Annotated in this window: 15 protein-coding genes; 5 read left to right on the top strand and 10 right to left on the bottom strand. The window is 37.9% G+C overall.

Annotated features, from left to right (window positions below):
* The first annotated feature begins 27 nt into the window (after positions 1-27).
* Positions 28-1,533: a MocR-like pyridoxine biosynthesis transcription factor PdxR gene (gene pdxR / locus F885_RS04565; protein WP_005321597.1), complete on the top strand. Its 1,506-nt coding sequence runs from the start codon at positions 28-30 to the stop codon at positions 1,531-1,533.
* Between the two features lie 12 nt (positions 1,534-1,545).
* Here the strand turns inward: pdxR and F885_RS04570 are convergent, their stop codons facing one another.
* From F885_RS04570 to F885_RS04585, 4 genes are all read right to left on the bottom strand, one after another.
* Positions 1,546-2,235 (bottom strand): Rossmann-fold NAD(P)-binding domain-containing protein, encoded by a 690-nt coding sequence (locus F885_RS04570; RefSeq protein ID WP_005321596.1) that lies wholly within the window; start codon positions 2,233-2,235, stop codon positions 1,546-1,548.
* 1 nt (position 2,236) lies between these two features.
* Positions 2,237-3,004 carry an SDR family NAD(P)-dependent oxidoreductase gene (locus tag F885_RS04575; RefSeq protein ID WP_005321595.1) on the bottom strand — a complete coding sequence of 256 codons (768 nt, stop codon included), beginning with the start codon at positions 3,002-3,004 and terminating at the stop codon, positions 2,237-2,239.
* Positions 3,001-3,681, bottom strand: a complete 681-nt coding sequence (locus F885_RS04580) for a glutathione S-transferase family protein (RefSeq protein WP_005321594.1) — start codon at positions 3,679-3,681, stop codon at positions 3,001-3,003. The genes F885_RS04575 and F885_RS04580 overlap by 4 nt, the downstream gene beginning before the upstream one ends.
* A gap of 129 nt (positions 3,682-3,810) precedes the next feature.
* A complete protein-coding gene (locus tag F885_RS04585; protein WP_005190682.1) occupies positions 3,811-4,677 on the bottom strand; it encodes a metal-dependent hydrolase in 867 nt (288 codons plus the stop codon).
* A 163-nt stretch (positions 4,678-4,840) separates the two neighbouring features.
* Here F885_RS04585 and F885_RS04590 point away from each other — a divergent pair, with 163 nt between their 5' ends.
* A complete protein-coding gene (locus F885_RS04590; RefSeq protein WP_005321593.1) occupies positions 4,841-5,305 on the top strand; it encodes a winged helix-turn-helix transcriptional regulator in 465 nt (154 codons plus the stop codon).
* A gap of 283 nt (positions 5,306-5,588) precedes the next feature.
* On the opposite strand, the gene F885_RS04595 is transcribed toward F885_RS04590, so the two are convergent.
* The 6 genes from F885_RS04595 to F885_RS04620 form a co-directional block, all read right to left on the bottom strand.
* Positions 5,589-6,293 (bottom strand): M48 family metallopeptidase, encoded by a 705-nt coding sequence (locus F885_RS04595; protein ID WP_005321590.1) that lies wholly within the window; start codon positions 6,291-6,293, stop codon positions 5,589-5,591.
* Positions 6,290-9,382: a type I restriction endonuclease subunit R gene (locus tag F885_RS04600; RefSeq protein ID WP_005321588.1), complete on the bottom strand. Its 3,093-nt coding sequence runs from the start codon at positions 9,380-9,382 to the stop codon at positions 6,290-6,292. Before F885_RS04600 ends, F885_RS04595 begins: the two co-directional genes overlap by 4 nt.
* Before the next feature lie 27 nt (positions 9,383-9,409).
* Positions 9,410-11,254, bottom strand: a complete 1,845-nt coding sequence (locus F885_RS04605; RefSeq protein ID WP_005321584.1) for a DUF262 domain-containing protein — start codon at positions 11,252-11,254, stop codon at positions 9,410-9,412.
* 28 nt (positions 11,255-11,282) lie between these two features.
* The gene (locus tag F885_RS04610) at positions 11,283-12,608 is read right to left on the bottom strand and encodes a restriction endonuclease subunit S (RefSeq protein ID WP_005321583.1); all 1,326 of its coding nucleotides are present in this window, start codon (positions 12,606-12,608) and stop codon (positions 11,283-11,285) included.
* Entirely contained in the window at positions 12,608-15,076 is a 2,469-nt protein-coding gene (locus F885_RS04615) for a type I restriction-modification system subunit M (protein ID WP_005321581.1), read from the bottom strand. The genes F885_RS04610 and F885_RS04615 overlap by 1 nt, the downstream gene beginning before the upstream one ends.
* A gap of 345 nt (positions 15,077-15,421) precedes the next feature.
* Positions 15,422-16,324, bottom strand: coding sequence for a GIY-YIG nuclease family protein (locus tag F885_RS04620; RefSeq protein WP_005321579.1), 903 nt, complete (start codon positions 16,322-16,324; stop codon positions 15,422-15,424).
* Between the two features lie 632 nt (positions 16,325-16,956).
* On the opposite strand from F885_RS04620, the gene F885_RS04625 reads away from it, so the two are divergent.
* From F885_RS04625 to F885_RS20360, 3 genes are all read left to right on the top strand, one after another.
* A complete protein-coding gene (locus tag F885_RS04625; protein ID WP_005321576.1) occupies positions 16,957-18,477 on the top strand; it encodes an HAL/PAL/TAL family ammonia-lyase in 1,521 nt (506 codons plus the stop codon).
* 296 nt (positions 18,478-18,773) lie between these two features.
* Positions 18,774-20,330 carry a BCCT family transporter gene (locus F885_RS04630; protein ID WP_005321572.1) on the top strand — a complete coding sequence of 519 codons (1,557 nt, stop codon included), beginning with the start codon at positions 18,774-18,776 and terminating at the stop codon, positions 20,328-20,330.
* A gap of 140 nt (positions 20,331-20,470) precedes the next feature.
* Entirely contained in the window at positions 20,471-21,295 is an 825-nt protein-coding gene (locus tag F885_RS20360) for a hypothetical protein (protein ID WP_005321570.1), read from the top strand.
* Positions 21,296-21,410 lie beyond the last annotated feature (115 nt).

Raw genomic sequence — 21,410 nt, 5'->3', positions numbered from 1 at the left:
GCTACGGTTGATTTGTGGATGGGACAGATGCAGAATACGAAGTCGGTGGATGAATTAAAATATCCAGTTTTTAAAACTTATATGATCCAGATCAGCATGCAGCAGCCATGGAAGATTCGTCTTCATCTTGAAGACCGAGAGGAAAAAACCATCTTTCTAAAGTTGGCCAATCAGATTATTGAAGAGATTTTGTCTGGGCGGCTCAGTTCAGGTTCGCGCCTGTCTGGCTCGCGCTCGCTTGCCGATGAATTAAAAATTAATCGTAAAACCGTACAATCGGTTTATGAAGATTTAGAAGCACAAGGTTGGCTGATCTCAAAACCCCGCCAAGGCACTTTTGTGGCGGAGAACCTGCCCGAGTTAAAACATAAAAAAATCAATGCGGTGGCAGAACCCAATCCTTCATCCAATACAATCAGTCCAGTACCCATTAAAAATGATGGCATTCCAGATACTCGCCTGATTCCTTATGAGTTATTTTCCCGTGCTTATCGACATGCCCTGATTCAAGTGACCCGTTCTCAGATCATGGGCTATGGCGATCCACAAGGTAGTATTGAGTTACGTCAGGCATTGCTGCAAATGCTTTCGATGGAACGTTTTATTAAAACCAGCATTGAGAATATTTGTGTGGTTCGTGGCAGCCAAATGGGGATTTTTTTAGCTGCTCGTGTCTTGGCTAAACAAAGCTCATCACGCAAAGTGATTGTGGTGGAACACTGGTCTTATCCGCCTGCTGTCGAAACCTTTTTATCGCATCACTATCACATCGTTCGGGTTCGACTAGATCAACAGGGTCTTGATATCCAACATCTTGAAGAAATATTAGAAAAGTATGCTGTGGCTGCAATCTATACCACCCCGCATCATCAATATCCCACTACCGTGACCATGGCGATGGATCGACGCCTAAAGCTATTGGAACTATCGAAAGCATTTGATTTTTATATTATTGAAGATGACTATGACCATGAGTTCCACTATGACAGTCGCCCGATTCCACCACTGATCAGCTTACCGCATGCAGAAAAGGTGATTCATATTGGTTCGCTATCCAAAGTGTTTGCCCCAAGCCTAAGAATTGGCTATGTGGTCGCCAATCAAGACATCATCCATGCCATGAATCAGGATATTTTATTGATCGATAAACAAGGCAATATCATCACTGAACTGGCAATGGCGGAACTGATGCAACAGGGAGAAATCAAACGGCATATCCGCAAGATGCGCAAGATCTATCAACAACGGCGTGACTTTGCCTTGAATCAATTCCAAGCGGTATTTAAAGATCAAGTTGAAATGAACTCACCTTTAGGTGGTATGGCACTGTGGGTCAGATTTAAATTTCCCTATCGAGCTGAATATGTCGAGCTACTGAATCAATTGCATATTGATGCCGAAGCCCATTTTGCGGAGCAAAGTCAGCAATCAAATGACCATTTTCATATCCGTTTTGGTTATGCAGCCATTAATGAAACGGAAATTTCAAACATCATCCGCTTGCTCCATGAGGCATTTCAGCTCAATGATTGAATGCGCATGATTTTATAATCCTAAGCGCAGTTCCTGACTCCAGGTCGACCTAGGTTGTTGGTACAAATGCCAACAGGTCTGTTGCAGCGATTGCATCAACTCATGATTTTGATTTTGCCCATGCGGTACCACACAATACACCACATGAATGCCCTTGGGGTGGAACTCTCGCGCCAAGGACTGTGCTAAGGCTCGAATACTGGCAGACATGCTTTGACTCAATAAATCCTGCTCCGATTCGACTGGTTGCTGAGTCCCTAGAAAAATCAAGGTGCCTTGCTGTTTAGGCAGCATCTGCCGAATTATGGCCTGGGCAATACTCACTGCAGTTAAGCCCGTATTTTTCCAATAGTTCTCAAGCTGTTCAGCGGACAATGGCTGGCTATTTTCAGCCAACACAAAGTCAGGCTGAAAAATGCATAAATCGACAAAATGCCCTGCTTTCTGAATCTGCTGTATAACACTTTTTAGCGCAGCAGCATCAAGTAGATTGAGTCGGACAGCAATCAGTCCTTCCGCTTGAGCCTCAAGCTGTGGCTGTGTTTGTATCGGATCATGCTGCAGTTGATAAACAGACATAGCACCGCTATCAGCTTGCCCAACAAAAAGTTGACTCAGTTGCTGGACATGATTGCCCACGATCACCATACAGTCCTTGGTTTTTTGTTTGGATTTAAACCATTGTGGCAACAACTTACTCATCTTAGAATTTCTCCTGATAAGGACGTAAATCCAGTTCATGCGTCCATAAGTCAGCATTTTGCTGATAGAGCATCCAGTAATTTTCGGCAATTGCCTCAATATTTAAACCACCTGTGCCACGAGTTAACCGCGCCAGCCGACCCAAGCCCCATAAGGCTTTATTGACACGATCACCATCGACCATGCCATCCACCACCACATGCGCCACATGGATATTTTGCGGGCGATATAGCGCTGCCAAATTTAAGGCGTAGCTTCTGAGCGCAGACTTACCCATGGTAAATGCAGCAAAAAAGGGTTTACCTCGCAATGAGGCACTGGCACCGGTAAAAATCAAGGTGCCCTGCTGTTGTTTTTGAAAAATTGGCAAACTACGCTGCGCCACCAACACCGCAGATAGAAAAGTCGAACGCCACATCTGGCTAAAAAACTTTAAACTACTCTGTAAAAAAATCGAAGGAATATTGCCACCGACATTATGGATCACTGCTGCCAATGCTTCTGGCTGATCATTTAAATGCTCAAACAAGGTCTGTACCTGTTGCTGATTTTCAGCATCCAGTGCATAGGCAATAGCCTGCCCACCTTGAGCATTAATTGTTGCAGCCACCTTTTCAACTTTATTGAGCGTCCGCCCCACCACATAAACTTTAAATTGCTCATGGGCAAAACGGCGACACACCGCTGCACCAATGCCTTGCTCTGCCCCAACGCCAATCACGACGACAATACCTGTTGACTGAGTTGGTTCTTGATTCGACCGATTCATAATTGTTGTATCCAATGCTGAATATGCGGATAGCTGTTAATTTTTGGCCCCCAGATTTTACTGGTGCGTATTACCTCTAACAGTTGAGAACCGACTGCAATATCGGCAATGGTTTTGGCTTCGCCGACCAGCCAACCCGTTTGACCTAACACCAATTCAATACGCTCTAAGTGACGTGTAAATTCTGCTTCGATATCAGCCTTTGCCATACGCCCTGTGCCTTGCATCTTCACCTGCATATTCAACGCAGCCTTGAGCAAAGGTTTCATCAGTACAACCTCATGCTTGGGACGACCCTCTGCACTGATTGCCACGGCACGATTCAAGGCATCAGCATCACTGACCCGAAAATACACTTCATAGAAATATAACAACTCATCGGACCAGTCTTCCCACAATTCGACATAGGCCTTTTGTAGTGGATCTACAGGATATAAAAGTGGCAAATCTGGATACGCTTCATCCAGATAACGGGCAATGCGAGTACTGTCCTGAATGCGTTGTCCGTTGATGTCCAACACAGGGACTTTGCCGACTTTACTCAGCATTGGGACTTTGGCCCCCAATACGCCGTTATAATTCACTGTTTCAAATGGAATGCCTTTAAACTGCAACATCCGTGCGACTTTTTTGCAGAATGGTGAAATTTCCCATTGATGTAAGACCACTGTACTCATTGTTATCTATCCATTTTTTATTGAATTCATCTCGGTGATAAGCGAGCAGCTTGGCGCTCACTCCACTTATCTTACAGATATTTATCCCTTTGGCGATGCATTCATGTAGATGATTTTCTCTACAATTTATTAATGCACAAAAGTCGACTGCTCAGGAGACAAACCAATTTTGATTTTGGTTTTTGCCACAATGTCAGACTCATCGGTATCATTGGGATGGAAGTCACGACGATAATAAGAAAAAAATTGTGGCACCAATTTTCGATAGGCCTGCACAGTAAAGCCTGCAAATTTAGCCCACGATTTTAAATTCAGTAATTGCTTATCTCTCGACATCAATACCACTTGGTAGACATTTGAGAAGGTTGTGATAAGGACCAAACTCAGGCTAAAAATCGCAACCCGAGGGATATAAGCATCTAAACCTTTGCCATAGAGATATTCATACATATCATAGGCAACTGCTTTGTGTTCGGTTTCTTCCACACTGTGCCACAGCCAGAGATTTCGAATGGTAGTATCAGTCATTAATTCATTGACGTTTTTCATCATCTCCACCACCAGTACCGCGGTGTAATGTTCCAAACCAACCGTCACCAATAAATTCCACTTTTTCGGAAAAGTTCGTTCAATCGCTTTAAGGATAATCCCTGTCACTTTTTCCAGTGACTCAGGGTCTAGGCCATATTGTTGCGCACTGACATGAAAGGCATGGTGTTCCTTGGAATGCATGGCTTCCTGACCAATAAATGCACCAATATCACGATCCAGTTGCGGGTTGCTTTTGACTTGATCACGCAAAGCCCTGACTGAACGGACAAAGTAAGACTCTCCTTCTGGAAATAGAGTGGAAAGTCCCGTGAAATAATGGGTAAAGGTTGGTTCATCATTACACCAGTATTTGGGCATATCCTGAAATTCATAATCCATACGGCGGACTGGAAATGATGCAGGTATCTTTTGCTTTGATTTTTCTTTTAACGCTGACGCAGACATAACTCACCTCAAGAATAGATCTCAAAATATTAAGTTCCAAAAAAGAACTTAATTGAAAAATATAGCTGCTATGATAAGTTGTCAATAAAGCAGATATCTTAATCGTTCAAGTTGTCCTAAAATGACAGCCTGCTTCCTGTAAAGACATATAGATGGTATTGCGATGAAATGGCATGAACTCGGTGAAATGAATTGTCCAATTGCACGGACTTTGTCGATTTTTGGCGACCGTTGGACTCTGCTGATTATTCGTAATGCTTTTATGAAAACGCGTCGTTTTGATGATTTTCAAAAGCAGTTGGGCATCACCCGTCATTTACTGACCGAGCGTATTAACCGCTTGGTGGAGCACAAGATTTTTGAAAAGGTGCTGTATCACGAAGCACCAAAACGTTATGAATATAAGCTGACTGAAAAGGGTTTAGCGCTATACCCGATTATTGTCACCATGAGTACATGGGGCAATATTTGGCAGAATGAAAATAAGCAGTTTCCCGAATTACGTTATCTACATAAAAGCTGTGGGCATGTGACCAGCCCAAGCCTAACTTGTGATTGTTGTAAGCAGCCTCTTGATGCCAGACAGATGTCGCCTGTTTATGTGGCGGGTGAGAACAATGAAGAATAAGGGATTATTTTACTACTTTGATAACAGATCATAAGTAGAAATGATTTTTAAAAATTAAAAAGTTATACGCATTTATCATCTTTGAGTATGATAAATGCGAGATCAATCATTAGCCTTGATAGCTCTCTATAATTTCCATACATTTCAATATTTTAATGTAAACACATTGATTGTTTCTTAACTAAAATTCATATGCATAATCACAGATACAAACTTGCTTAACTCTCATCTCATAGCAATCAAAATTTCTTTACAAGAGAAAAATGTCATTTTCATTTAAAATTCAAATATCTGTCAAAGGCTGGTCTTTCAACAAAGCTTTTCTCTGCTTCCAATCTGGTAATTGATGATCCATAAAAGCTTTAAACTCATCATTATGTGTCCTCACCAACAAATGTATCAATTCATGAACGACGATATATTCAAGACATTCATACGGTTTTTTAGCCAACTCTAAATTAAACAAAGTTCTAGAAGCATCAGTATTACAACTTCCCCATTTTGTTTTCATTTTGCGAATACCGTAAGCTTTTACTTTTACATCTAATCTTAGTTGCCATTTTATTAAAAGCGTATCAATTGCTTTCTTAAGCTCTATACGATAAAAACCTTCGATAACTTTTCTTCTATTTTCTATTGTGGCACTTGGGCTTACGTATAAATTTAACCACTGACCATTTGTTTCAATGTAGTGTTTTCCATATTGTTCGATGATGTTAATCCTATAATGTTTCCCCCATAAATAATGGCTTTCCCCACTAATCATCTCACGTTTAGATTGTCTTCTTTGATTCGTAAAATCATTTTGCTGTTTTTTAATCCACGCTAAACGTGCAATTACAGCCATTCGTAAAGCTGTTTCTGACATATTTAAAGGGACGGAAACCCGTACATCCCCCATAGGAGGATGCACAGTAATATTTAAATTTTTTACATCCTTACGATGTATTTCAATATTAATTGAACCAACTTTTAAGTTTGAGATCAATGATATTCCTGATGCATTTGGGCAAGCTTTAAAAACTCTATTAGAACATTTTTATCGATGATACCCAATGCTCGGCTCAACCCTCTTAGTAAGATTTTCTCCTTTGCATCATCTCCTACCCAAGCAGCTAATTTATTAGATTGAATTGCTAAATCAATTTTCTTTGTTAATTCAATATCTTTTCCAAAGTTATCGTATAAAGCCTGTTTGCCTGGTGTATCAATATCTTTAGGGTAGTCTTTTCGCTCAGTAGGCTGAGTAACTTTTCTGGCTAATTCACGAACTTTTTGTAGAAACTCTTTGTATTCAATAGCATTCTTACGCCTTAGTTCAATAATCTCATTCAATAAAACCGACATTTGATCATAATAAATAGGGTTAACAGGATTTTCCTCTACAATTTTTTTGCGGATGTTATTCTCAATTGCTTCAGCCATTGATTCAGGATTTTTCCTGATATTTTCAGGTATACCTTTAAAGTCGTCATCCCCTTTCAGAATTAAGTCGATTAAACCAAACTCTTCAAACTTAATAACTTCTTCGCTGCTTTCAGCTTGGATATACATATCCAATAACTGACGCATTGCAGGTTCGTATACTTTCATGTCTACAGCATCACCGCTGTGAGCCTTGATTTCTTTACTTAAATTTTCAAAAAATTTAACATCTGCCTCTATACCTCTGGTATCTTGCTCAGAATAACCCGCTTGTGTTAATTCATTTGCAATATTTGCATAGCTACGTAAGAGTTTATTAACAGCTTTATAAAATGCTAAACGTAATGACTCTTTTTCTTTTATCTCTTCTGAATTCAGCCCAGATTCCCCACAAAAATAATGTTGAAAATCTTGACTCTGTCTTGGTGCTGGCACTGGTTCACATAACGCTTTGACCACTTCCAGCGCAATATCTAAATCTTGACGAGCAGATTTAATTCGATCCTTTAACAACCCCTCTACATCCGCTTTATCATATCCATCCAAAGCCTCAGAGGTATAGTCTTTGATTGTCTTATCAATCGATTTAAATAAGTCTTTATAGTCAATAATATATCCATATTCTTTATCATCTGAATCTAATCGGTTTACTCGACAAATTGCTTGGAACAAGTTGTGATCTGCCATAGATTTATCAACATAAAGATACGTAGCTGAAGGGGCATCAAATCCTGTTAATAATTTATCAACTACAATCAATAGACGCATTTGACCAGGTTCATCAATAAATTTCTTTTTAACTTGTTTTTCGAACTCTTCAGCTAAGTGCCCAGCGTGCTCCAATGGTTTTTCAAAATAGTCAGCAAGCATTTGGCGATAAATATTATATTTGGTCAACTTTTCAGTCAGTCCTGCACCTGTTTCTTCGCCTTTAATACTTGTCGCTGTAGGTTGGTAACTTGTAACAATTGCAACTTTGCCCTTTAAATCTGTCTCATTAAAAAATTTATATGCTGTACATGCCTGATAAATACTAGAACAGACGAACATTGCATTCCCACGACCATCCATTAAACGTGGACGAGTATTCATATCCATTAAGATGTCGGCAACGATTTGTTCTTGTCGTGATTTACTAGAGAGTACTTTCTGCATTGTACCCCACTTCTGTTTAAGTAAAGTTTTACCAAGCGGGGATAAATTTCTTGTACTTGCTTCAAACCACTCATCTACTTTTTTCTGTGACGTAATACGTTGATCTATATCTCGTGCTTCATAACAAATATCCAATATAACGCCATCTTTTACCGCTTCATTAAATTTATAGGTATGAATATAAGAGCCAAAGACTTCAATTGATTTTTTCTTATCCTTTTTCATTAAAGGTGTCCCTGTAAAGCCAATAAACATAGCTTCAGGTAAAATCAACTTCATTGCCTCATGTAACTTTCCAGACTGTGTCCGATGACATTCATCTACAAAAACAAATAAATCTCCTTTGGCTTTAAAGTTATGAGGGACTGCTTTTTTCATGTCTTCAATAAATTCAGTAGAAGCTTTCTCATCTCCGTCTTCATTATCAACATTACGACCAAATTTGTGTATTAAAGAACAAATAAGCGATGGATTAATAGTATTCAAAGTATGGATAAGATCAGCACCACTACTCGTACGGTATATCTTTTCGTCAACACCACTAAATACTTTTTCAATCTGCTCATCAAGCTCAGTACGGTCAGTGACAATTAAAACACGGCTATAAGGTATATTCTCTCTAATCCATTTGGCTAGCCACACCATGGTTAAACTTTTTCCAGAACCTTGAGTATGCCAAATAATACCGCCTTCTCTATTCTCAATACGCTGTTTTGCAGCCTCAACACCGAAAAACTGATTATGACGACAAGTTTTTTTAATCCCTGCATCATAGACAATAAAGTCATGTATAAGTTGTAAGAAACGTTGTTTATTACAGATTCGACTTAAATGAAAATCTAAGTTATGCAGATGAGGGGTTTCTGTTTCCTCTTTCCATTCCAAATAATATTTTTCTGGTGTTTCGATAGTTCCGTAACGTAAGCCTTGTGTATCATTACCGGCCATGACTAATTGCATTGTGGTAAAGAAATCACGGATAAAATCTTTTTTTTGATTATCCAAATTCTGACGAATACCTTCAGTTAAATTTACTGTCGAACGTTTAAGCTCAATTACACCCAATGCAATACCATTTACATAGAGGACGACATCTGGCCGCTTTTTATATTCTCCCTGCACAGAAACTTCTTCTGCTACAGCAAAATCATTCGCTTCAGGGTTTTGCCAATCAATAAGCCAAACCGTTTGCTTCTGCTCCCCTGCTCCTTCTCTATCTTTAACACCATAGCGCAGCAACTCATACACATCTTTATTAGCATAATAGAGCTTTCTACCTTCACCCAAAGCGGATGCAGCATCTAATCGGCGAAATGCTTTTTGAATAAGTACATCATGCACACCTCGCCCTTTCAACCATTTTTTTAGATCCTCCTCACGAATATTTTTATTATTCTGATCATGCAAATCCCCTAAATAGCGATATCCTAGGTCATTCTTAAATAACTGAATAACACGATTTTGTGTAATTCGTTCAAGTTGTCCGACTCGACTCATTTCTATTACCTAATTTCAATTTATTGATTAAGCTATATCTTTTTGTTTAACTAAAAACTGGTACTGATCCAACCTCTGATCATTAATACGCCAAACATCAAGCGCTAAATCCAACATAATTTTTTGGCGATCTATAATAGTTTGCTTTGTCCAAGTATTAAAAATATAAGATTTCTCTTCTTTAAAGCGACTAATAGCTGTGTTTTTTCCAATATTATATTCGTGATTGATTAAGTTCACTGTCAGTACATTAGATTTTACATATTCTTGTTGCTTTTGCTCAAACCAATTCGTCGTTAAGTCATTCATTTTGCTTATGGCCTGATTAATCACACTTTCTAATAATGTGACATTACCTAACTTATAGATGGTATTGTTGTAATCTGCTTTGTCAACAAATTCATCTGGCAAAATATTGTCTTTAGGCGTTTGAGGAAAAATATGCTCAATTTCCAAACTATAAATTTGTTTGAAGTTGAAAGTAGACCAACCTACAAGAATTCGAGCTTGGTTTTCGATTTGCCCCAAGATAAAACGCTGACGGTACTGAGGGTTATAGGCATCATGACGAATATTTAAAAACTTAAATTGTAGATTTTCTAGCCGCTCCAACACGTAAGGTACAATTGTTTTTTCAACTGCAAGTTTAATTTCTTCAATCGTTGATTTTTCACGAAATGAAACCACCCAATTTGCAAATGAATGTTCGTTACTTTTACCTAAAACACCCACTGTATTGGTAACAAAGTAAAAACTTTCTATTTGTTTAGCCAAATAATTAATTGTTGTCTTATCCGCACTCTTTGATAAGGCCAACAACATGACTAAATGTTGCCTAGATTTATATTTATTCAAGAAACCAATATTGGTTACATTAGGATATTCACTTCCATCTCTAAGCATCTTTGTTGCATTGACTAAATCGGCATAACGCTGTGCCATAAATTCAATTTCTTGAACAAGAGCAATGGGCTGAGTTTCATAATTTAAAATTGCTTTACCAGCATTCGATATAATCCATTTATAGATATCGTCTTCACGTAATATCCCGTTATGGTAACGTGCCATCATAAAATAACGTAGGAAACGTAATGGATTTTCATCTTCACCACAGCGTTGTAACGCTGCATTAATTTTTTTCCATGTTTCTTTAATTATACTAAACTGGTTTTCATTGGCTTGGCTAAATAATAAGTTTTTTACCAAATCCATAGCATTTAGGCTTGCACCACGCTGGTTAATGGTTTCAAAAATTTTCAGTGCACTACCAACATCTTCAGATTCGATCAGCACCAAATCAATTTTACTCATGAAATAACGCGCAAATTTTGTTAAAGCGGGTACCCCTTTTTGTAAAATAGTTTCGAGATAGTCATAAATCTGATCATACGCTGCGCGCATTTTTTGAATGGATGCGGTGTTTTCACCTTCGTATTTTTCATTAAGAATCAGAGTATCTAAAAAGTTCTTACTTTCATCATACTGTAACTCAAGGCGAAGTAGGTGCTTTTCAGTATCCAAATCAAAGCTATACAGTAAGTTATTTACCGTACTTAAATGATTCTTTTGTAATTCGGTCAAATCTTGATTTGAAAGTAAATCTCTGATTGCACACAAGGTGAGTGTAATGGTAGTCAGACGTTGCTGACCATCAATCACATCGTACTTATTCTTGTTTTTAACAATGATAATTGAACCAATGAAATAACTTTCTTGTTGCTCAGCATTTTCATCATATTCATTATCAATATCTGTTAAAAACTGCTCGACCTGATCATCTGCTTTCCATACGTATTCACGTTGATAGTCAGGTACGATAAAAAAATAGTCCTTTAATTTTTCAATCGATTTTACTTGTGCATCAATTTTCATATTTACCCCCAATTTTTTTTAAACGTATTTAAACTAAACGTGTTTTACCTGTTAAAAGCTCTTGTATCATCCCTAGCTTAATATTTTTAACTTTTGCTAGTTTAAAATTAAGTTGAGCAATTTCGGTATCTATGTTAGATAACACTTCTGAAATTGCTAATTGTTCATCAAATCTAGGGATTTTAACTTTAAAATTTCTGACTTGAGTTGTACTTATTTCTAAAAAAGTACTACCGCTACATAAACCTATAAAATCTTGTTTAAGGGTTGTTAATAAATAGTAAATATACTCATTACTTGTATCTTCGAAACAGATAAAGTTTTTAAATCCTTGGTTAGTCGAGGCTTGTTTTTTCAAAATAGCGCACTCACCAATAGTAGCTCGTGATGACATAACTATCGTATCTATTGGTAATACTTCTGCTGATGAATTTTCTATTCCTAATTTAGATAATGTTCTTGAAGTACCTGTAAGATATTTACTTCCTTTTAAAGCCGTGATATCAGTAGGAGTGCACCATAGATAACCTCCGTTCCAATACAAATTATTAACAGTTGAGGGTGTTCCGCCTGTCTTAACTGTTGCAAGATCACTTAACTTCTTGATAGTCCAATCCTCAGGAATCTGACCTAACTCACTGTCTTTATAAGCTTTAGGCGTACCATCTTCACGTAAAGTAAATTCAGGCAAACGAGTTTTACCTGTTAAAAGCTGTTGCATGGTTGCATTTTTAATCGCTTGTTTTTTCTCAATGAGTTTTTCTAGTTCAGAAATTAAGGCATCAGTATCAGATAAAGCTGTAGCGATTTTTTCCTGTTCAGCTAAAATTGGCATCGGTATTAAGGTATTGCGAATAGTCCCTAAGCCTAGGTTTTTAATTGTTGACCCAGTCAATCCATCATTAAATTGATCTAAAGTTCTCTTACTCCCTAATACGTAGTAGATATACGGAACACTACATTCACTATTAATATTAAGGAAAGCTGCACTTTTTCCTAACAATACAGGTTCTGCATTGTAGAAAGCTCTATTACCTATTGTTCCATTAATTGATAATAGAATTGTCTTTCCACTTAAAATCTGTTTATATTTTCTAAATTCTTTGGACGAAATTTTCTTTGTCTCTCCATCTATAAGAACACTACCAGCAACTAAATTATTTCCATTAATAAAGTAATATTCACCTGTAGAACTATAGATCGGTGTTGAATGAATTCCATCACCAATTTTTGAAGTAACTTGTTCAAAAGATTTAATCGTCCAATCGTCAGGAATAAGTCCTAGGTCAGTTTTCTTGTAACCTTCTGGTATCATCTGATTTTCTATGGATGCTAAATTGTCCTGATTCATCATTACCACTCCAAACCCATTGCTTTTAAATGCTCAGCCACTTTCACACTTAAAGCTTCAACATTTTGGGTAATTTGCGGTAATGGCTCTACATAACGCTCATTAAGCTCTTTTACACGATTTGCCAATTGCTGAGTAACGCGTTCAATCTCAGCTTCAATGCTGCTATTTAAAGTGGCAAACCATTTATTTTGTACGACCAAATCTTTCACTTCATCTTCAGTTAAAGTCGGGTACTTATTAAAGACTTGAACATCTAAGGCATCTTGTAAATCTTTAACTTCTTTCTTTAATTTACCTTCTTTTTCCACCATTTTTTGTACCTGCTTAATCACCTCAATTTCTTCCGGATCTTGGGTTTCTTTAAGTCTAGCTTTTAACGATGCTAAAGTAATCTTATCCTTATCATTCAAGGAATCTAATAATAATCCTTCATCATTCGTATATTCTTCAATAAAACTTTCCAATTCCTGAGTAGCAATATCAAACTCAGATTTTTTAGTATTTAAAGCTGCATTTTCTACACTGAAAAATTTAGAAATAATTAAATCAGGGTGAATTGTCTCGGCACGAAAACGTCGTTTATCAAATTCAAAATGGTGTTCTTCCTTCCACTGAGGCTTACTTTTTTCATCTTTTTTCACTTTAAAAATTTCACGGATGAGTGTCGTACCCTCCCAACCATCTTGCGTAATCACGAAAATATCGTCCTGCAATACCTCATCCCAATATTCCATAAAGATTTGGTAGATGTCATATTTAGACAACAACTTCACATCAGCATAGCTTTGCAGTAAGTCTTCGCTGACACGTAGCATGATATCTTTTGGCTTTTGATCTTTTGCAATCGCCTTAAATGCACTACGTTCAAACCACTGCGTAAATGGCTTTAAACTTTCAACTGCAAAGGTCTTAAATTCGGCATGCTCTAAAATGGTCCTCTTCACTTCATTGGCAGCGACTAAACAACGACCATAGCCTTCACGGTCTTTTTCAAATAAGCTGGCGCGAACATTCGGTAAAACATCCCAATAGTTTTGCAGCGCATCAATATCACGCTTTGGAATACCACCTTTCAGATGTGCACTTAAATCATGTAAGTCTTCTGCTTCACTAGAATCAATATAGCGAGGAATATTTAAGTTGTATTCATTGGTAACAATGGCATGAATATCGACTTTACGGCTATAACCCTCAAGTACTAATTCTTTGGTAAATACATCGACAATTTTATGGATATCCTGATGACGCAGGCGGTTTTTATTGCCATCTTTGACAAAACCTTTGCTGGCATCAATCATAAAGATGCTTTGACCATCAAGCACTTCACCTTCTTCATTAAACTGAATAGGTTTAGCCGCAGCTTTATCAATCACAATAATCGATGCTGGAATACCTGTACCATAGAACAAGTTTGCAGGCAGACCAATAATACCTTTAATGTAGCCTTGCTTGATTAGGTTTTCACGGATTCGTGCTTCAGCATTACCACGGAATAAAACCCCGTGTGGCAAAATGACCGCAGCTTTACCTGTACTTTTTAAGCTTTTTAAAATATGTAGTAAAAAGGCAAAGTCACCATTTTTCTCTGGTGGCACACCCCACACAAAGCGATCAAATTCATCACTATTTGGTGTTAAACCATTCGTCCAGTTTTTACTTGAAAATGGAGGATTGGCAACAGCAAAATCAAAGGTCATGAGCTGACCTGCTTCATCTTTGTACTCAGGTGAAGATAATGTATTGCCTTGAGTGATTTTAGCACCTTCACCAACATCACCATGCAGAATCATGTTCATACGTGCCAATGCAGATGTCGCATTATCCATTTCTTGACCGTATATGGTTAAGCCTCTTTGTGCTTCATCAGATGCTTTTAATAAAAGTGAACCTGAACCGCAAGTTGGGTCATAAACGGTGGAGTTTTTAGGTGTATCTTTTTTAATACCTACAATTTTTGCGACTACACGTGATACTTCAGCAGGTGTATAGAATTGGCCTTTAGATTTACCTGACTCCGTTGCAAAGTGACGCATTAAATATTCGTAGGCATCACCCAATAAATCATCGCCATCAGCACGGTTATCAGCTAAGTTTAAGCCTTCGAAAAGACCGATTAACTTGGTTAACCGGTCAATCATATCTTTGCCTTTCCCTAGCTTATCCTCATCGTTAAAGTCGGCAACATCAATTACACCACGCAGATTATTCGCTTCAGCAATTTTGCGAATAATAATATTAAGCTTGTCGCCAATTTCCTTATTGCCTTTCAACTCGCTAATTTTATCGAATGTTGCATCTTCTGGAATTTCGATAATGGCAAAAGCATCATTACTAAAACGATCTGAAATATACTTCAAAAACAGCATTGTAAGTACATAATCTTTGTACTGACTCGCATCCATACCACCACGTAGTTCATCGCAGCTTGCCCAAAGTGAAGAATAGAGTTCTGTTTTTTTAATTGCCATGACTGACCAAGTATATCAAACCAAATATTGCAAGAATCATATCTAAATCAGAAGCAAATAGCTGATTATTTTTCACCCTGATGATTCAAACCATTAACCAATAGGCTAAAATCCTTATTCCAGACCGGATCCGAATGTCTAGTTTTGAGTGTATGGCTAAAACCCTCTATCAACTACCTGATTCACTCCAGATTTAAACTTTTTAGCATCTCAAAATAAACTTATATTTTTATAACCTCACCATGCTATCTACTTTATTAAATGCAGAAAATTCTTAATCTATAGTACATTAGGGGTTTCAAATTTACTCTAATCCCAAATATGTCGTCATAAATACAATTTCAATTACACACTATCCACCTGTTTTTGTTGCCATTCAGCATAGGTCAGACCTGTTTCGGATTCTCGCCACTCCTTTCTCCCATTAGATGATCTACCTTGTATCACCCCAGACGCCGCTGATGGGCTATTAAACATATAATCTTGGCTAAAGGTAAAATTTACAGGATCAATAACTTTCTTTTCGATCAATGCATCACGTAATTTCGTGTAGTTAAAAGTGGAGTTAGAAAATTGCTTTACTTGTGAACCTTTTAAAACATAAAACTCCCCATCTATTTCCTGTGCTTTAGCATCCAATTCACGACTGGATATAGAAAAAGTTGTAATTTTAGAGGGAAAAACTTCTGCTAAATCATTTGTCTGTTCTTCATAGCTTGGTCTTTTTAAGTCTTTTAAGAAGTCGAAACCCAATACAGGTAAAACAATTTTTAGTTGATCTAAGAAGAACTCCATATCTGCAATATCAGATTCAGGCAAGCGCTTATAAATATGTGACGTGCTATTTTCTAACAGACATTGTCCATTTTTTTTAGCAAGATCCATCAAACGGCATTCAAGATATTTGATATGGGCTTTAGTTAAATTTTGATCTTTACTAGTTACTAAGCACACTCTTTCCCAAAAGTCTTTCCCACCACTTTCCTCTGTACGATTATGCTGTTTTAGCCGATTACCCACTTCATCCGACTCACCAATATAAACTTTTGGATAAAATGGATTTTCAGGATCATATCCGATCAGAAAATATACCCCTGTTCTTGCACATTCCTCTCGCTGAATTAATTCAGCTAGTTTACTTCGAGGTGCAGATAGTACATGGCCCGTCCAATTAATGATTTCAGCCGTTAGAATTCCATTTGGTGTACTGTCGACCAAAAATAATTTAACGCTTTTACCATGCACCATATTTCCCCCATTAAAAAATTTTGTTAAAAGGTTTCAGTAAAACCATTATTACATGAGCTATGACTCTATTTTATTAAATATTTACTAATGCAATACCATGATTATTCATATTTAAAATATCTCTATTAATATGCTCAATCCAAGAGCAATACCTATCTTATCAACTCCAAGAAAGCTAACCAATTTAAAAGTCCAAATCTAGCCCCTTTATTTCAATACCCCTTCTTGCTTTCTAAGCACAGCAACCATGTGAACAATCCTTCCAAACAATCACTTCCACTTTACAAAGAACCATAAATAAAGCACAGTTATAAAATTTAACTTACGAAATCAAAAAGATATAAAATAATTTTAAAAATTTGTTTTCAACTCAGACTCAATTTAGTATACATATGTATATACAAGTAAACACATCTTAATCATTCTTTTCTGAATTTTATGGAAAAGGTGCATGTGCTGTAGAGCAACAATGCCGAGATCAAAGTAGGTATATAAAGAAACTGTGTTTTATGCACCAGCGTAGGAAATAAAACCTTCCTATAGTGAAGAGCGAAGGAAATGCTTTTCTTGAGTAACATCAAAAAGAAATGCATCTGTTTTCAAACATGAAAGCAACGTATCAGGATGAAACGATGACCATTCAATTAGGCCACAAAATTGATATAGAGACCTTTATTCAGATTGCGCGCTTTAAATCTCAACTTGAATTCTCAGAACACTATGTTGCTCGGGTAAAAAAATCACGGGCCGTTCTTGAAGATATGATGTCAAGTGATGAACCGATGTACGGGATTACCACAGGTTTTGGTGCCCTATGTTCAGAAAAAATCTCGCAACAACAAACCGCAGAATTACAAGAAAATTTAATTTTATCTCATGCCGTTTCCGTTGGTGAACCATTAAACGAAGAACAGGCACGTGCCTGTATGCTGATGATTCTACAAAACCTAGGTCAAGGTTATAGCGGTGTACGTTTTGAAGTACTCGAGAGAATTCGTCAATTTTTAAATCTAAATTTAATTCCTTGGATGCCTCGAGAAGGCTCGGTTGGTTACTTGGCACCAGAAGCTCATTTAGCACTGACACTCACGGGACGTGGTCAGCTTTACTACCAAGGAGAATTACGTGCAACCCAAGACGTCTTCGCTGCGGAAAATATCCCACCACTACAGTTGCAAGCAAAAGAAGGCTTAGCCTTAATCTCAGGAACCACCTCGACTACTGCTCTTGCCAGTTTAGCTTTATATGATCTGCAAAATGCAGCCAAGTCTGCGGATATTATTGCAGCTCTCAGTCTTGAATCACTTGAAGGAATCCTCATTGCATTTGATGAACGCGTAATGAAGGTTCGCCCTCATCCTGAGCAGGCAAAAACAGCATCGAATATTCGACGATTACTAAAAGATTCGGAACTAGCCCTACTTAAACATCCAACCAAATTACAAGATGCACTCTCACTCAGATGTATCCCACAACTGCATGGTGCTGCAAAGAAAGTTCTGAATGATGCACTGATCACGATTGAAATTGAAATGAACTCATGTTGCGATAATCCTATCGTTTGGCATGATCAAAATCAGCAAGAAATCATTTCAGCTTGTAATCCAGACTCATCTTATGTGGGTTTGGCGATGGATACAGCAGCAATTGCGGCCACAAATTTAGCCAAAATGTCTGAGCGCAGGAATAATCGTTTGATTGACGGCAGCTTATCTGGGTTTTCTTATTTCCTGATCCGACAGCCTGGATTGAACTCAGGACTCATGATTCCACAATATACACAAGCTGCGCTTTTAAATGACATGCGCATCTTATCCCACCCTGCAACCATTGATAATACCCCGACTTGTGGCAATCAAGAAGACTATGTGGCAATGGGCTATAATGCCGCAAAAAAGGCAATATCCATTGCCGACAAACTAGAATACATTCTGGCCATTGAGCTGTTATCTGGATATTACGCACATCAATTTCTAGCAAAAGATAAGAAACGAAGTCCCGCGATGCAGGCAATTATCTATGCATTAGAGCAACGTATCAAAATCTCAGACCAAGATACTTATCTCTATAGCTTTATCAATGAAATCAAAGGAATGATTCACGATGGTACGCTTTTAAACATCATTGAAGATAAAATTGAAAAGTTAGATTAAATCATCATTACTTTTAGACTCTATTAATTTAAAAGTATTTTTTACTCTATTTTCAATCTTAGTTTTAAGATCAAAACTCATTTCATCAATATCCAGTTATTCAATTAACATGGATAAAATTTCACTCGACTATATTCTTTTAATCTCATTAAAAAACATGGGGTTAAAATACAAACATTGGTTGTATATACATGCTAAAGCATGTAATGTTTATTCCGAACAAAAAACAAACGCCACATGGATGTACACGTGGCAGATCATGAGCTTATTCCCACCGAATACATAAGGATGAGTATATGGAAGGTGTTTCGAAACAGGTAAAAACCGTACGCTGGGGTGTCTTTGTTCCCTTATTTTTATTAATGTCTTCCGCTGTTGTCTTAGGCATTTCACATAGCGAATCATTAATTAATCTAACCAAAGATTTCTTTAACTGGTCTCTGCAAAACTTTGGTTGGTTATATCAATGGGTCTCCATGATTTCGCTCATCTTGGTCGGAATTTTATTGGTATCCCGATACGGACATATCCGTATCGGTGGAAAAGACGCCAAGGCAAGCACCAGTTTTGGTCGATGGTTTGCCATGGCACTCAGCAGTGGTGTTGCGACAGGTTTAATTACCTATGGTGTGAACGAACCGATTATCTATTTTGGTAATGTCTACGGGGAGCTGAACCAAGTTGGGGTAGAACCATTGACACATAGTGCTGCGATTTGGAGTTTGGGCCGTGTCTTTTACAATTGGGGCTTTATCCCCTACTCCATGTATACCCTCTCTGGTTTAATTGCTGCTTATATATATTACAACAAGAAAAAAGGCTTATCTGTTGCAGCAACTTTGGAACCTCTACTCGGAAAATACGCACAGAATCGGATTATTGCAGATATCATTGATGTGCTTGCAACCATGGCAATTGTTCTCAGCTTAGCATCAGGCCTAGGTACGGGTTTGACTGTCGTGGTCACGGGTTTAAAAGTCGCTTATGGCTATCACGCCACTACGATTTTATGGGTACTGTTAGGTGCATTAACCACCTTCTTATTCACCTTCTCATCTTATTTAGGTTTAGACAAAGGCTTTAAAATTCTAGCGAGTATTAAATCAAAAGTTTTATATTTCTTGCTGATTTTGTTATTCCTTACTGGCCCAACCTTTTACATCCTGAGATCATCTACTGCGGGTATGGCAATTTGGCTGGATAATTTCTTCCTTTGGGGTCTAGATCCAATTGATATTGGTGGTCCAGCCTTAACCCAATGGTGGACGTTGTTTGACTGGGCGGTTTGGGTGGCTTATGCACCATTGATGGGAATGTTCTTGGCGCTGATCGCATATGGTCGTACCTTAAAAGAGTTCATTATCGTGAACTGGATTATGCCTTCTTGCTTTGCCCTCGTCTGGTTTTCAGTTTGGGGAGGCACATCGCTTTATTTACAGCAAAGCGGTGTATTGGATTTAGTCCAAATCATTAAGGATAACGGTGCAGTGTCTGGCCTATGGGCGTTCTTACAGCATCTTCCATTTAAATTAGGTATCGTCATCGTACCGCTGATTCTGGTTTTAACCCTGTTTTCTTCCGCCGTTGCGGCAAACAGTATCACGACCACAATCGCAGGTATGTGTAGCAAGAATGTTCCGATTGGTGAAGAAGCCCCATCCTATCAGCGTATTATCTGGGGTGTTCTCATTGGTTCAATTGCCATCATCATGAGTGCCTTTGGTGGCGGTGGCCAAGGCATTGATGGGATTAAATATTTAGCCGTTTGCGGCGGCTTCTGTGTCCTGTTTATCTTTATGCTGCAACTACTCTCAATTATTAAAACCTTTTTCTACGACAAGCCTGTCGAATAAGTTGTCATTTCCTCCCGATTAAACAGGATTTGATCGGGATCGCTTTCTTGGTACTCAGAATACCAATTTAAAACACTCGATTTCTCGAGGGAATACATCTTGCCGCTGGAAGGCAGATCAAAATAATTTAAGGACAAAATATGCAAAATTTTTTAAATAACTCATCCTTGATGAGACGTACTGTATCGACTCAAACATTTCAATCACAGACCATTTCAGCCATTATTTTGTTCAATGTAGGCATGTTTTTCAGTGCTGCAAGTTCTGCCGATGAAACAATGGATGCCAAGCAAGTCTCCCAAAATCGTGTAGACCTTGGCGGAGCTGTTCGTATGCGCTTAGATTACGATCCTGACCGAGATATCCGTAAGTTAAGTTTTGATACAGCTATCGTAAAGCTCGATTTTTATTATGACCAACTCTCAGGTCACATCGAGCATCGTGTTTTAGGTGGTGCGTATCCTTATGATTATACAAATCATATTGGTGATGTTAACTTCACTAAAAAAGCCTATCTTGAGTATGCAGTAAATCCCCAGCAATCCATTCAAGTCGGTTTAAATCAGGTTCCAATTGGTTTTCAGCCCTATTACACCAGTACAGTCATTGAGTCGATGGCTTATATCGCAGGAATTGAAGACTTATATCGCTTAGGTGCAAAATATAATTATAAAAAAGACAATCATGAGATCTATGCTGCTTACTACGCTGCCAATCCCAGGAAAGGCAAAGGGACAAGCCAAGGAGCATATTATTCTAATCAGCTTATTCCTGCCGATGAAAATCTAGAGAATGGCACGCACTATAAAGAGCAAGATGCCGTTGCCTTGCAATACAACTATACTCAAAACAATGACAGTTGGTCAGCAAACTATGGGATTTCTGCATACTATGCTCAGTTAAAGTCAAAAAAACAGAGGATAAAGAGGGTCATCGTGGCGTCTACGCACTGCATTATGGGTTAAATAAGGATCGTCTAGGGCTTAAATTTGTCAGCATATTCAATCAGATTGATACCCCCTATGATCAGACAACTTTTGGTTCTTATGATGGAACTTTTAATGTCGCCAATAAAGGCAT

Origin of the sequence: Acinetobacter higginsii, from assembly GCF_000369845.1 — a bacterium.
In the GTDB taxonomy this organism is placed as follows: Bacteria; Pseudomonadota; Gammaproteobacteria; order Pseudomonadales; family Moraxellaceae; genus Acinetobacter; species Acinetobacter higginsii.
The sequence above is the reverse complement of the archived record's forward strand: the minus strand, read 5'-3'. Positions and strand labels throughout refer to the sequence as shown.